General features: G+C 36.9%; 15 protein-coding genes and 1 other annotated feature. Of the genes, 1 reads left to right on the top strand and 14 read right to left on the bottom strand.

What is annotated here, in order from left to right:
- Nucleotides 1-11: 11 nt before the first annotated feature.
- Entirely contained in the window at nucleotides 12-947 is a 936-nt protein-coding gene (locus tag D8855_RS05700; RefSeq protein ID WP_094753212.1) for a dihydroorotate oxidase, read from the bottom strand.
- A 202-nt stretch (nucleotides 948-1,149) separates the two neighbouring features.
- On the opposite strand from D8855_RS05700, the gene gdhA reads away from it, so the two are divergent.
- The gene (gdhA, locus tag D8855_RS05695; RefSeq protein ID WP_000199532.1) at nucleotides 1,150-2,496 is read left to right on the top strand and encodes an NADP-specific glutamate dehydrogenase; all 1,347 of its coding nucleotides are present in this window, start codon (nucleotides 1,150-1,152) and stop codon (nucleotides 2,494-2,496) included.
- Nucleotides 2,497-2,630: 134 nt separating this feature from the next.
- Here gdhA and D8855_RS05690 read toward each other — a convergent pair whose 3' ends face one another.
- The 13 genes from D8855_RS05690 to D8855_RS05620 all read right to left on the bottom strand — a co-directional run bounded on the left by D8855_RS05690 (nucleotide 2,631) and on the right by D8855_RS05620 (nucleotide 14,274).
- Entirely contained in the window at nucleotides 2,631-3,086 is a 456-nt protein-coding gene (locus tag D8855_RS05690; RefSeq protein ID WP_125416498.1) for a hypothetical protein, read from the bottom strand.
- Nucleotides 3,087-3,728, bottom strand: coding sequence for a hypothetical protein (locus tag D8855_RS05685; protein ID WP_125416496.1), 642 nt, complete (start codon nucleotides 3,726-3,728; stop codon nucleotides 3,087-3,089).
- Nucleotides 3,725-4,012 (bottom strand): hypothetical protein, encoded by a 288-nt coding sequence (locus D8855_RS05680; protein WP_004259684.1) that lies wholly within the window; start codon nucleotides 4,010-4,012, stop codon nucleotides 3,725-3,727. The genes D8855_RS05685 and D8855_RS05680 overlap by 4 nt, the downstream gene beginning before the upstream one ends.
- A 307-nt stretch (nucleotides 4,013-4,319) precedes the next feature.
- A complete protein-coding gene (locus tag D8855_RS05675) occupies nucleotides 4,320-5,363 on the bottom strand; it encodes an SPFH domain-containing protein (protein ID WP_125416494.1) in 1,044 nt (347 codons plus the stop codon).
- A gap of 454 nt (nucleotides 5,364-5,817) precedes the next feature.
- Complete coding sequence (locus D8855_RS05670) at nucleotides 5,818-6,996, bottom strand: tyrosine-type recombinase/integrase (RefSeq protein WP_125416492.1); 1,179 nt, start codon at nucleotides 6,994-6,996, stop codon at nucleotides 5,818-5,820.
- A gap of 17 nt (nucleotides 6,997-7,013) precedes the next feature.
- Nucleotides 7,014-7,238, bottom strand: a complete 225-nt coding sequence (locus tag D8855_RS05665; RefSeq protein ID WP_125416490.1) for a DUF3173 family protein — start codon at nucleotides 7,236-7,238, stop codon at nucleotides 7,014-7,016.
- Nucleotides 7,239-7,290: 52 nt separating this feature from the next.
- Entirely contained in the window at nucleotides 7,291-8,556 is a 1,266-nt protein-coding gene (locus tag D8855_RS05660; protein ID WP_125416488.1) for a replication protein RepA, read from the bottom strand.
- 428 nt (nucleotides 8,557-8,984) lie between these two features.
- Complete coding sequence (locus tag D8855_RS05655; protein WP_221762849.1) at nucleotides 8,985-9,701, bottom strand: P-loop NTPase family protein; 717 nt, start codon at nucleotides 9,699-9,701, stop codon at nucleotides 8,985-8,987.
- 11 nt (nucleotides 9,702-9,712) lie between these two features.
- Nucleotides 9,713-10,348 (bottom strand): hypothetical protein, encoded by a 636-nt coding sequence (locus D8855_RS05650; protein WP_125416484.1) that lies wholly within the window; start codon nucleotides 10,346-10,348, stop codon nucleotides 9,713-9,715.
- Between the two features lies 1 nt (nucleotide 10,349).
- A complete protein-coding gene (locus D8855_RS05645; RefSeq protein WP_125416482.1) occupies nucleotides 10,350-10,766 on the bottom strand; it encodes a hypothetical protein in 417 nt (138 codons plus the stop codon).
- Between the two features lie 1,056 nt (nucleotides 10,767-11,822).
- The gene (gene rplL / locus D8855_RS05635; RefSeq protein WP_001196965.1) at nucleotides 11,823-12,191 is read right to left on the bottom strand and encodes a 50S ribosomal protein L7/L12; all 369 of its coding nucleotides are present in this window, start codon (nucleotides 12,189-12,191) and stop codon (nucleotides 11,823-11,825) included.
- A gap of 72 nt (nucleotides 12,192-12,263) precedes the next feature.
- Complete coding sequence (gene rplJ / locus D8855_RS05630; protein ID WP_004259693.1) at nucleotides 12,264-12,764, bottom strand: 50S ribosomal protein L10; 501 nt, start codon at nucleotides 12,762-12,764, stop codon at nucleotides 12,264-12,266.
- Between the two features lie 38 nt (nucleotides 12,765-12,802).
- Nucleotides 12,803-12,938 (bottom strand) — a sequence feature (ribosomal protein L10 leader region).
- Between the two features lie 76 nt (nucleotides 12,939-13,014).
- Complete coding sequence (locus D8855_RS05620; RefSeq protein ID WP_125416478.1) at nucleotides 13,015-14,274, bottom strand: TRZ/ATZ family protein; 1,260 nt, start codon at nucleotides 14,272-14,274, stop codon at nucleotides 13,015-13,017.
- Nucleotides 14,275-14,371: the final 97 nt, after the last annotated feature.

Below are 14,371 nucleotides of genomic sequence, written 5' to 3'. Positions count from 1 at the left end.
TTTTAATGAATTTAATCAATATAGCGCAATTTCCCACGGAAATCTTCTAGGCTTTCGTACCCTTTTTCCGCCATGATTGCTTTCAGTTCATTGGTAATACGATCAAAAGCACCAACTCCTTCTTTGTGAAGGGTAGTTCCCACCTGCACCATACTAGCTCCACAGAGGATATGTTCAAAGGCATCTCTACCAGTCAGAACGCCACCTGTTCCGATGATTTGGATTTGAGGATTTAAACGTTGATAAAAAGCATGAACATTCGCTAGAGCAGTCGGTTTGATGTACTCCCCACCAATCCCACCAAAACCATTCTTAGGACGAATAACGACGGACTCATCTTCTATATACAGGCCGTTTCCGATAGAGTTAACGCAGTTGACAAACTTAAGAGGATACTTGTTGAAAATAGCTGCCGCTTGGTCAAAGTGAACAATATCAAAATAAGGTGGCAATTTAATTCCTAAAGGTTTGGTAAAATAGGCAAATACCTCTGCCAAAATCCGGTCAGTTGTCTCAAAATCATAGGCAATCTGAGGTTTACCTGGAACATTTGGACAGGAAAGGTTTAGTTCAGTCAGACCACGAAACTCACTCTCTTGGACTTTTTTCAAGATAGTATGGGTTTCCTCTGGAGACATGCCGACTAGAGATAGGAAGAAAGTTCGGTTCGTCTCTTTTTCCTGCAAGTCCAAAAGGTAGTCCAAATAATAGTCTAAGCCATTATTTGGCAAGCCCATAGAGTTGATGGAACCAAGTGGAACATCTTGATAGCGTGGCTCAGGATTCCCCTGACGAAAGTCCAAGGTCGCTGTCTTAGTGACAAAGGTTCCTGCCGCTGAGTTTTTAACCCCTTCTAACTCCTCTATCGTCATACAAGCCACACCTGCTGCATTCATCAAACAATTGTCAAACTCAAAACCAGCAATTTGTGTTTTCGTTGATACCATGATTCTGATCCTCCGGATTCCTTTTATTGCTAATATTATACCATATTTTCAGCTTTTCTCTTTGAGAAACTAATTTCTATCTTAAACGTTCGGTTTTGTAAATTGAAAGAATTTTTAGAAAATTTTTGTTTTTCCCTTTACAGTTAAAAAAAATTCTGCTATAATGACACACATAATTAAATTAGAATTTAAGGAGAACGATATGACATCTGCTAAAGAATATATCCAAAGCGTGTTTGAAACTGTAAAAGCTCGTAACGGGCACGAGGCTGAATTCCTCCAAGCTGTTGAAGAATTTTTTAACACTTTGGAACCTGTATTTGAAAAACACCCTGAGTATATCGAAGAAAATATCTTGGCACGTATTACTGAACCAGAGCGCGTGATTTCTTTCCGTGTTCCTTGGGTTGACCGTGATGGAAAAGTTCAAGTAAACCGTGGTTACCGTGTTCAATTCAACTCAGCTGTTGGACCATACAAAGGCGGACTTCGTTTCCACCCAACTGTAAACCAAGGGATTTTGAAATTCCTCGGATTTGAACAAATCTTCAAAAACGTCTTAACTGGACTTCCAATCGGTGGAGGTAAAGGTGGATCAGACTTCGATCCTAAAGGTAAAACAGATGCTGAAGTGATGCGCTTCTGCCAAAGCTTCATGACTGAATTGCAAAAACACATCGGACCATCACTTGACGTACCTGCTGGTGATATCGGTGTTGGTGGACGTGAGATTGGTTACCTTTACGGTCAATACAAGCGTCTTAACCAATTTGATGCTGGTGTCTTGACTGGTAAACCTCTTGGATTTGGTGGTAGCTTGATTCGTCCAGAAGCAACTGGTTACGGTTTGGTTTACTACACTGAAGAAATGCTTAAAGCTAACGGTAACAGCTTTGCTGGTAAGAAAGTTGTTATTTCAGGTTCTGGTAACGTTGCTCAATACGCTCTTCAAAAAGCGACTGAACTTGGTGCAACTGTTATCTCTGTATCTGATTCAAATGGTTACGTCATCGATGAAAATGGTATCGACTTCGATCTTTTGGTTGATGTTAAAGAAAAACGTCGCGCTCGTTTGACTGAGTATGCAGCTGAGAAAGCAACCGCTACTTATCATGAAGGTTCTGTATGGACTTACGCTGGAAACTATGACATCGCTCTTCCATGTGCTACTCAAAACGAAATCAACGGTGAAGCAGCTAAACGTTTGGTTGCTCAAGGAGTTATCTGTGTATCTGAAGGTGCCAACATGCCAAGCGACCTTGATGCCATCAAAGTCTACAAAGAAAATGGTATCTTTTACGGACCTGCAAAAGCTGCCAATGCTGGTGGTGTAGCCGTTTCAGCTCTTGAAATGAGCCAAAATAGCCTTCGCCTCTCATGGACTCGTGAAGAAGTTGATGGACGTCTCAAAGACATCATGACAAACATCTTCAACACAGCTAAAACAACTTCAGAAACATACGGTCTTGATAAAGACTACCTTGCAGGAGCTAACATTGCTGCCTTTGAAAATGTAGCAAACGCTATGATTGCACAAGGTATTGTTTAATACTTGAAAAAAGTTAACAAAAAGCAACAGCTAGACAGTTGTTGCTTTTTGTGTTTTAAAGAAAATAAACTTGCTAGGTTTTAGAAACAATATCAAAATAGCTATAAGATAATAGCATTTCGATTATCTTAAAATCAAGAAACTATAAAAGTTTTACTGCAAGTTGCACAGGTCAATTCAGTTCCAATGACTCCATCTGTTGGCTTATGACAAGTAGGACAATAAACACGTTTCGCTGATAATCGATAAGATAACTCATCTCGCAATTCTTTCCCCTTAATTTCAATAACATCTTCACCTTGTTCTTCAAACTTAAGAACTGTTATCAAAGCTTTATCATATTGTTTCATACGTGGCTGTTTCAAAAATAGAAAAGACGATATAATCAAAAATAGGAAAAATAAAACAAACAAAATTGTAACTATTAAAAGCCACAAAAAGTAGAAATCATAAAGTAAACCTTCTTTTTTTCCTAAAATCCATCTTATGTAGTTATCAATGTACTGATAAAATTTCAATCCGGTGACAATACATATGAAAGATACTACAGGATAAACAACCTTGGAAATGATTAAACGATAGCGTCTCATTTATATTTCCTTTCTAGATAACCATGCACCACAATAATCACATGATTTACCTTGCCCTAGGTCAAGCAGATTCTCACCACTACATGATGGACAAATAACGGGATATGTATTTTTGTTAATCTGGTGCTTTTCAAATAAGGTGAATAAAGCTTGTATTTGATTTCGTTTCTTGACTTCTTCTTCTCTCTTTGACTTACGATAAGTCATTACCAATATTGAGATCACACTAAGCAAATACCAAGGAACTAAAAGAAATAAAAATCGAATAGACCATTCCCTAGATTTTTCATATTCAAAAAATGATGATAAAATGATTAAAACAAGCATTTGAAGTAAATTCTTCTGTTTTAATTTCTTCAAGGAAAAGGAATCTTTAATTGTTTCTCGAAATAAATATAAAATAATTAAAGCAACTAGTAAAAAGATAACATTCTGAAATGATAAAAATAAAAAACTGATAACAACGGGAATTCCAATAGATTTTGCCAAAATTATAAAATCAAGATTTTTCAATATAAAGATTCTTGGTTCATCATCTATAGAAAAGATAGCAAGTGATAAAACTACAAAACAGAGTATTACTATATTTGAAATTAACCAATGAAAGCCTTTTTCCCAATTATTCTTAATATACTGTTTCACCTATCTTCTCCTCTAGTTGCTATATATTCTCTATAAAGAGCTTTCCCATTATATATCTCATCCAAAGCTTTGACTTTAATTTTTATATTTTCTAAAATACCAAAGCTATAAAATGCAAAGGATGACAAAAAGAAACCTGATAAAGAAAAAATAATAGGAATCAATATTGAGAAAATCGGCCTACCATGTTCAAGAAATAGAGTTATAGCCCATAGTGAAAGAAAAAATGTTGCACTTGTTAATCCCATAAAAAGTATACTTAATAAACGAAATACTTGGTACATCCAAAATATCCTCCTGTCATAGAACTTGTCTAAGTAATCCCTTACTCTTTTAAAAAGATTTCCTAATATCTTTCAGGGAATCATTGTATTTATTCATACATTTCCATACTTAGAATTACATAAATTGAATGATTTAAAAATACAAACAAAGAAATCATAGTTTTCAAATTTCTAAGAAAAAGGGAAATTCTGGCAATACCAGACTTCCCAAATAAAACAAAAGTAAATTTGAAAATGTAAAAAATCAAAGATTAAAGATAATGCTTAAACAAGATTGATATAAAAATGATTTTTCCAATCATTTGAACTATCTTTCGTGCCCGCAATTAGAACAGAAGTTTGCTCCTTCCAAAAAAGCAGTCCCGCATTGGCTACAAAACTTAGCTAAGCCTGTTTCTCCTTTGAGGTCAGTTTGATGCTGATTCACATCTTTGTCAAATGAATTCCTATCTTCAATCTGATCCACCAAGTTGCTAAATTTAGCTCCCAAGGAAAGTCCCATAGCTATTTCCACGCCTGCTCCCATTAGATTTCCTGCAGAATCATTATTTTTTGCTGCCTCTTCTAAAAGATCAAATTGTCTCTCTTCTTGATAAGTATACTCTTCAATATCTCGACCAGCCTGCTTGCTTTTGGCTTCCAAAATTTGCTTGTGGAATTTAAAGATTTCTCTATATCCATTGCTATTCTGATTTACCTTTAAAGCCTCAATGTTAAATTCCTCAATACTAATTCCATATTTAGAAAAATGGCTGGATAAAATAGCTGACAAAGCAACAGACATATCAAAACTGTGCATCTCAATATCAAGAATTGGAATCTTATGGTTGTATATTACTTGTGAAATAGCTGAACTAATCAACCCACTAACAGTTTGTCTAAACCGTTTTTGTAAAATAGGAGCTGTTATAATATCGGGGTGACTTGGCATAAATTCTAATATAAAAGCTTCTAAGTCTACAATTCGAGGAATGAAATCCCCATGTATTTTCAATTCTACAGGAATATCACTTTCTGGATCTCGAACCATTATAGGAGAAGAAGTTCCCCATCCAATCGGTTGTAAATCATACATATTCACAAACCACAAAAACAATGAGTCAGACGAAATACCTCCACTTAGAAAGTTTTTTATTCCTGAAACTACTTGAATATCATATCCTTCAATCTTATGTTTACCAGCATCATAAGTAGTTACTGCTCTTCCATTTAAAAAAAACACAGCACGCTGACCAGGATTTACAATTACAGTTGCTCCTATCTTGATATTCGTCTTAGGATGTCTCCAAGCAAGTATATTCCTTGTATCTTCACCTTCATAACGAATAACATCAAACAAATTTAATGCCATCTTTTCTCCTCTAAAATGAAAACTATAAATTATAAGATTAATCTTCCATAGCTATATTACTATTATATAACCCATTTATTGAAAAGGCAACTCATACTTATAAATTATTATCTTTGGAGTAATCCCTTATATAAAACAAGAAAAACCGCTACTCCTAAAAATAGCGGTTTAATCATGTTTTTAAGCTACTAATGTAGTCGCTCTATTATTAAAGGAGAACAATATACAACTGTTCTCCAAAATAATTTTATTAAAAAGAAAAACCCTGCCAAATTAATTTTTGGTAGGGTTTTTGGTAGGAAACTAAATTTATTTATCAGTTTCTAAAATGTGTTCACGATTCTAAAAGGCTGATACAATAGTATTCCGAATTCTAATTGGTATATGTCTCTTATTTAAGAGTAACATAGGCGTTACTATTAAAATCGTTGATATAAAGCATTTTCCATTTTAGTTATCTTCTTGTGGGGGTGTCTGACGGGGTGTCAACATTTATCCCCTCCTTTTCCAATAAATCAGTAATTTCATTACCAATATTACTCTGATGGGCGTAATAATGTGAATATGTGTTTAAAGTGGTAGCTTTGTCAACACGCCCTGAACGTTGCGACACAAGTAAGACATCCTTTTTAAGTACGTTAATCATGAATGAATCATGAGAATGACGAAGCCCTTTACCAGTAATAACTGGCACTCTTGCTTTTTCAGCGTGTCGTTTTAACATTCTGCTCAAAGTACTTTTGACCAGTGGCTCTCCAAATCGTGACAAAATATAGTCACTATCTGAGTTAGATATTTGAACCTCTCTCCACCTATCAAGAACTTTTACAGTCTCGTCATCAAGTTCAACATATCGCATACCTGCCATTGTCTTGGTCTGCTCTTTTCGGTGGTAAAATCCACCTTTCAAAGCTTCTAAAGTAGAATGAACAAAGATACGTTTGTTCTCCCTATCATAATCAGACCACAACAAGGCGAACCCCTCACTTACTCGGACACCAGTCATATAATAGAGCCAGACAGTAGTAAAACGAAGCAAGTCTTCATAGTCGGTCAAGTCAAAAGTTGTAAGAACTTTCTTGAACTCGTTAAAAGTCCAAAATTTCGTATCAGGTCTAGCACCTCTAGGATTATCAAGACTCTTACAAGGAAAAGTCTTGATATACTCCATCCTTTCAGCATATCCTATACATTGCTTGAAACGAATCCAAACACCTCTAGCATAATTTGGAGAATACTTGTCTATCAGTTTAATCCGAAATCTCTCACAATCTCTTGGACTAATATCTTTTAACTTTTTATTACCAAACTCCTTAATAAAGGTAGCAAAGTGCACTAGGGCTGTCCGATAAGTGACATCTTGAACAGTCTGCTTATAGTATGGTAGAAAAACATCTTCCATATACTGAGCAAAAGTTAGATTATAGTCAGTATAGACAAATCTGTCATAGAACTCCACTCTTGCTCTACAAAGTTCATCATAGGCTTGCTTTTCAGTCTCAAATGGTTTACCCCACTTATCACGATAGCTTTTAAAGCGTTGTCGCTTTCCATCAGCAGAAGCCTTAAATTCAGTTTGGCAGTAGATTCTACCCTTTTGGTCTCTAAAGACTCCTTTATATTTTTTAGCCATTTCAAAATTCCTCTCTATTAGGAAATTTGAAAGCCTAAGAGCTCTTCTACTATTTCAGTAGGAGCTAAGTCTAATCGTCGATTATCAAAAGGCGATTTACTCAATTTTATCACATTATCCGAAGAATTACTAGCTTCATTAAATCGCTGAATTGCAATAGCTTTAGCTTCTCTAATGATTTGTTTTGAGCTGGTCGTTGAAAAACCAAGTTCCATTAACTTCTTATGATTTACAGTTTTCATTTTACACCTCTTTCGTGTATAATAGAGGTACGCAAGGCACCTCTTGCTACAACTATTTTTGCTCATTGAAAGACTTTGGCGAGGGTTTCGATGAGTTTTTTATTTTGTTCCTGATAGGGTTCATGGTTGAATAAAAAGCATCTTTCTCAAAGTCATAAATCAATACATCAGGATTCGAGCAGTCAAACTGATAAGCAAAGCGTTCGATTTGCTCTTGTGAATGATTATTATAATCTTCTACTGAAAAAATCAATTGCTTATACAGATACTTACCTTCCTCAGTAGTGACTTTGAAATGATAAACGACCTTACTGATTCTTCGCATCATTTGCTCTGCCGTGTCTGCTGAACGTTTCTCCTCGGGAACCATCAACTCATACACCTTCTCAGGAGAGAAAATACTTGTTAAGTGGATGGTGTTCCATAACGCATATACATTACTATAACGTGCATGCATTTGTTGCGGGTAACAGTCAGTTACTTTCAAAAACTCAGCATAAGGTAGCTCAGCTTTGTACTCTTCCATAAAGAGAATACTTTCACCTTGATACCCATCTAGTCCACCATTTTGATAGTCGCTCCATACATATACAGCTTCTCTACCAAACTCACGTTTTAGCTCGACTTGAGTGTAACTCTTACCACTGCCTGAATCCCCTGTATGCCAATAAACTTTCAAATCTTTGTGGTCTGGAGTATTTTGCACACGAAATTGGTAGTAGTGCTCTTTTATCATCTTTGTGTACTTACGATATTCCAAGCGTTCAATCATAATTTCTTCAGGTGTCGAACCTTCTTCTATCCTTTGCTGGATATAATCAAGGTCGGAACGTTGTCCCTGTTTACTTGCTCTTAATTCTCCATGTAATTTCATAGGAACTAGAATAGTATGTGCTTTTTCTTCGTGCTTTCCCGATTTTTCAAAATAAGCAATAACTTCCTCCTTAGTACCACGTGTGAGTTCTGCGTGGATAGTCGGAAAAATCTTCTGCAAGGTAGCGAAACGGAAACTCTGCTTATCCTCCAAAACCATATGACAATGATGAGTACCATTGTCTCCTATCTCGTAATTAACAGCACAAACACAGGTTTCATTTCTTCCAATCCACAGCTCCATTAGAAAATCAACAATTTCTTCAGGATTGTATGAGTCTTGTTCAAGATTTCCCCTGAACTCTTTTATCCGCTTCCTCGTTTTATCTGAGAAACGACTAGCTTCAAAGAAATCGGAAGATTTATCAAATAGTTTATCTACATTATTAAGTACACAGCAATATGAATTGGCCCTAAATGAACTATTTAATTCTTTTGTTTTCATAAGATATACCTCTATTTTTTTATTAGTGACAAAATCAAGAGGTCTATAAGCTGGTTTAAAAGGCTTTAAGACCTCTTTGTCACTGTCATTAAAGTCACGGGTAATACTATACCGTGACTTTTGTTCTTGCTCCGCAAGGCAGGGGCTTCGCCCCTTGCAACCCCAACCCTCAAACTGACAACTATGCTCACTGCTCTAGTTTCAGAGTTCACTCTATCCGAGTAAAGGAACAGGACAAAAAGTTTTCTGCTTAACCGCTTCCCCTACGGGTCGCTGACAGAAATCTTTTTGCCTTGCCCTTCGGGCTCCTTGACTCGACTAGCCATGCAGTGGTTTCGGGATTACACCCGATACACTGACAAAACAAAACATCTTAGCTAATTGTATCGGTCTAAATAAGTGTACCACCGCAGGACATTCTACATTAGCTAACGTTCCAGCATGGCAATCACTCTTGAAAAGACCAACTCACGCCGTTTTTCATAAGGAAAAATGATAGGTACGATATAACCTCCGTACTGCTGGGCAAAGCCCTTTCCAACGGACGAGCTAGACACCTCTGTTGGGTCATCGTCTTGACGGTCAAAAAGCATACGTTTACCTTCAGCACTAATACCCCCGACACAGATACGTAATCCAAAATTTGAGCGATTTTGTGTACCACCCAAGAAGGAACTATCAGGCTGTTGCATCGTCACAATAATACGCCAGCCACCTTCCCCATCTCCGATATTACGAGATAGTCGGAGCATTTCGCCAAAACGTTGGAAAAATTCTGCTTTTTCAGCCTTAGAGGTGTAGGATTCAGCAAGCGAAGCCATCTCTTCAATAACCAACCAATGGATATTATCCCCAATTGGGACAACCCCTTCCAGCTGTTTATGAAAGAGTAGATACGCCTGTTCAAAACCTACTTTTGATTCCTCCACTGAATAGTAACCTGTAACTCCCCTTAACTCCTTCCAGTCTTTCGAACCTTTATAGTCAAGAATAGTCAATTTATCCCCAGTAGAAGATAGCTTAGATATACAATGAACAATATGAAAGATAGCAACGGACTTCCCCGAACCAGTTGAACCCGAGAGGAGTACATGTCCTGTCAGGTTCATCCAAATCGGCTGACCCGTCTTTCGATTATGAAACAACGGATATTCCATTAGTCAACCACACTTTCAACGCTATCAACTTCAGTTTGATTACGTTCAGCATGCTGTGCCAGACGCCTTTCTCTTTGCTCGTTATTCATTTTCAAGTCAAAGATGAGCTTAGAAACATATTTACCTCCAGCATCTGTAACAAGTTTTGGAGTAGTAATTTCTGCAACATAATACATATTACCAGCAATTGCTTCATTAGCAACTTCTTGCAACTTAGAAAGAAGCTTTTCTCTTTCAGAAAGTTCCATAAAACGTTTAAATACAACTTTATATGAATCAGTGCGATTATCATAGATGAAGTTAAACAAAAGTTCACGTACTTCTTCATCGCCGTCTCTCAAAGCTTTCCATTCAGAAGAAATGGTTTTAGCAGCCCATGCCAGTGCTTCTTTTTGATTTTCTAGTTCCTTGATTGCTTCAAGGTTATATTTCTCGTCAAAAGATTTTAGTCCATTTGACATTACACGAAATACTCCGACTAAAAAATCCCCAACTCTAGCTATAAATCCAAAAATTACAGCTAGAGTACGAACCAGCTCAACTAAGCCTTTCCTCCAGTTTCCTTGAGACTTGAGGAAAATATACGCACCAACGGCAATTAAAAATACAACAAAAGTAAAAGCAATAGGATTCATATTACACCTCTTCCGCAATAGCTTCAATACTACTGTCTTCATCGATTAGCAACATGTTAGAGTTGCGCATGTCATAACCGAGACCAACAACATTGTAGAGCGTTCCAACTTCAAGCATAAGACCAGAGGCATAGACAACTTTGACCATTTTTGATGTTCCGATTTCTGAGAATGTGTATGTATCGCCATCAGATTCATCTGACTTCATAGCGTTTCCAGATTTTGGGTCTTTAATAGTCTTTCCGAAACTATCTTTGAGATTTGGGAAGTGAGTTCGTGATTCGGCACCCAAATAAATGCAACTAGTTTCTAACTTAGCTTTCCCGCCTGATTGAGTAAGTGACTTGCCTTTAACAAGATTTTCCAAAAGTTCTCTTGATACCATGAATGGTACCTCTCTTTCCTTAGTAAAATACATGGTCAGTATCGTGCACAATACTGAACTGTCATAATCATATGATTTCCGAAAAGCAAGCTATAAAACTTGCTTAATGATATACTACTACAATCAAACTCACTTTACATTGTCACAGTTTGAACTCCCACCTAAAGAAAAGAAATTATCAGAACACCATGGTATAATATTAGGTGCAAGGGAAAAACCTTGACATTTTTTTAGGGAGAGTGAATTCTTTTATGAAAAATAATTTACAGTTAACCAACCATTACTATCTCCTTTACTTAGAAAATAAGGAACTTCGTAAGATAAAAAGCTATATTGCAACAAATTCAAATGATACACTTTCCTTTGAAGAAAAAATAATCATCTTAAAACTTCATGAGTTTTATAAGAAATATCATAAAAACAAAGAAAATAAATACATCTCACTTGATCGTTTTTTAGGCTTATTAGATGATGATACAGAAGACTATTTTGAAATTTCGTTACATTTATTTCAAAATTACTTCATAGCTAAAGGTTTCGAAGATATTTTACTCAGCACTGAGATAAAATTCTTATCCAAAAAAGAAAAATCACTTTTAGGAGACTACGATATCAAAGAAAATTTACGTTCTGATAAACTAAAAAAAAGAGCCGAGAAAATTTTATGGCACCTTCCTTCTGAAAATTCTATTCATAAACTATTTCTAGATGACAAAAGTAACAAGAATAAGTCTCTGTTTTATATAACAAACATAAATAACTTTGAACCTCTGATGAAATTTCTTAAAATACCTGAACTGGACGGGACTGCTGAACATTTTTCATATATTTATTTAAAGAGAGCACTGAAAAAGAAAAAAGTTGATATAACTAGTCTTCAAAATGAACATACACAATTACAAGCTGAATTATCACGTTACTATGACCTGATAAAATTTTATTACNTTTCATAAAAAAAGACACCCCCACAAAAAATTGTGGGGGTGTCTACGGGGGTGTTTCAAACGAAACTTCCCATTTTTTTAATCGCCTTAACTCAACGAAAAGGCTTTAACACTAGACTTTCAGTCCTAAGCAACCGATAAACGATTATTTAAGAGTAACTGAAGCTCCAGCTTCTTCCAATTTAGCTTTGATTTCTTCAGCTTCTGCAGTTGCAACGCCTTCTTTAACAAGTGCTGGTGCACCGTCAACAAGTTCTTTAGCTTCTTTAAGACCAAGACCTGTGATTTCACGTACAACTTTGATAACGCCAACTTTTTTGTCGCCTGCAGATGTCAATTCAACGTCGAATGAATCTTTAGCAGCACCAGCGTCAGCAGCACCAGCTGCAGCAACAGCTACAGGAGCAGCTGCAGTTACACCAAATTCTTCTTCGATAGCTTTTACAAGGTCGTTCAATTCAAGGATTGAAGCTTCTTTAATTTCAGCAATAATGTTTTCAATGTTCAATGCCATTGTTATTTCCTCCAAATATGTTTTAAATTTATAATAGATTTTCGTAGCTAGGCTACGCTGCGTAGCTTAAGATTAAGCTGCGTCTTCTTTGTTGTCTGCAACCGCTTTGACTGCAAGAGCAACGTTGCGCACTGGCGCTTGAAGTACAGAAAGGAGCATAGAAAGAAGTCCTTCGCGGTTTGGAAGAGTTGCAAGAGCAAGAATCTCTTCTTTAGATGCGACAGCGCCTTCGATTGCACCACCTTTGATTTCAAGTGCTTCAGCGTTTTTAGAAAAGTCGTTCAAGATTTTCGCTGGTGCGATAACATCTTCGTTAGAAAATGCTACTGCAGATGGTCCAACAAATACTGATGCAAGTTCTTCAAGACCAGCTTTTTCAGCTGCACGACGCAAGATTGAGTTTTTAATCACTTTGTACTCAACTTCGCTTCCACGAAGCTCACGACGAAGAACTGTATCTTGCTCAACTGTCAAACCACGAGCGTCAACAACGACGATAGATGCAGCAGCTTTCATTTTTTCAGCTACTACGTCAACTAGTTCCGCTTTTTTAGCAATAATTGCTTCACTCATTAGTGTGTTCACCTCCGTTATTATTTTGCTTGGGGAATTTTTCCAAAAGAAAAACGCGCCCAAACCTAGACACGAAAGTACAATACGCTTCTTTTTACATGATACGTTTTGTCCTCGGTAGGATATTTATGAGTCGAGCTCCCCTACTGTCTTAGGCAGTTTTTTCAAACCGTATATAAGTATAGCATAGTCAAAAAAAGAATGCAAGATTTTTGCAAACTTTTTTTAAGATTTTTTCGTAATTTTTCTTTTAAAGTTCTACTGTTAGGACTTGACCTTGCTTAACAACCTGTTCTCCGCCGATATAGACATCATCAACATCACTAGATTTAACTGCATAAACCAGATGAGAAAGCATATTTTCTTGGGGTTGGAGATGGGTTTTTCCCTGTGGTTGAATAACGAGAAAATCTGCCTGTTTACCTACTTCCAGACTTCCTATCTGATTTTCCTTTCCTAAGACCTTAGCACCTTCTATCGTTAGAGCTTTGAGAGCTGTTTCGATTGGGAATTGGCTGGCATCCCCACTCTTCATTTTCTGTAGGAGAGCGGCTGTCCGTCCTTCCTCAAACATATCTAGATTGTTATTGGAAGCAACCGAATCTGTCGCAATTCCGACTGCTACTCCTGCTTTTTGCAGTTGGATGATGGGAGCAATCCCTGATGCCAATTTGAGGTTACTAATAGGATTATGAGCAATGGAAACTTGAGAGGTTGCCAAGCGTTCAATTTCTCTCTCGTTTAATTCGACTCCATGAGCAAAGACAGACGGATGATCTAAGTAACCCAGTTCTTCTAGAAAGGCGAGGGGCCGTTTGCCGTAGCGTTTCAGTATAATTCCTGATTCTTCCTTGGTCTCCGCTACATGAATATGGATGGGAACATTCAGCTCTTTTGCCATATCTAAGCTCTCTTCCAGCAAGTCTCTACTACAGCTGTAGGGAGAATGTGGGGCTACCATCACCTTGAAATTTGGATTTTTATATCCAATAATTTCCTCAATGATTGCTCGATTTCTACTTATAGTCTCAGCAGTTGTCTCTGCCTCTGAAGAAAAAAGAGTCGGTGAGAAATAACAACGCATCTTGGAATCTTTCACTGCCTGATAAATCCGCGCAATATCCACACCATTGGGATTATACATATCGTTAAAGGTTGTTGTACCTGACTGGAGCATCTCTGTCAGAGCTTCTTTGACCGCCTTGGTAGTCATGTCGGGTGTAAACTCAGCTTCTGCAGGCCAGATATAGTCATTGAGCCATTCATGGAGATTGCTATCATCTCGAATTCCTCTCAATCCGGTCATAGCAGAATGGGTGTGACAATTGACCAAACCAGGCATAATCCAGGTTCCCTGATAGTCTATAATCTGCTCAGCTTGCTCTAAAATCTCTGACTGCTCTTGACCAACATAGACGATTTGAGAATCCTTAACGGCTAAGATTCCATCTAGATAAACATGGAAATCTTTGTCACAAGTCACGATATTTACATGCTGAAAGACTTTCATTCTAGGCTCCTTTTCTATAAGACAATTTACAGTGAATAATTTTTCTAGCTATTGTAACAAAAAAGTCACCCGAAGGCAACTTTTTTCGTTCATAAGG

The organism is Streptococcus mitis (assembly GCF_003942685.1).
GTDB lineage: Bacteria > Bacillota > Bacilli > Lactobacillales > Streptococcaceae > Streptococcus > Streptococcus mitis_CD.
The sequence above is the reverse complement of the archived record's forward strand: the minus strand, read 5'-3'. Positions and strand labels throughout refer to the sequence as shown.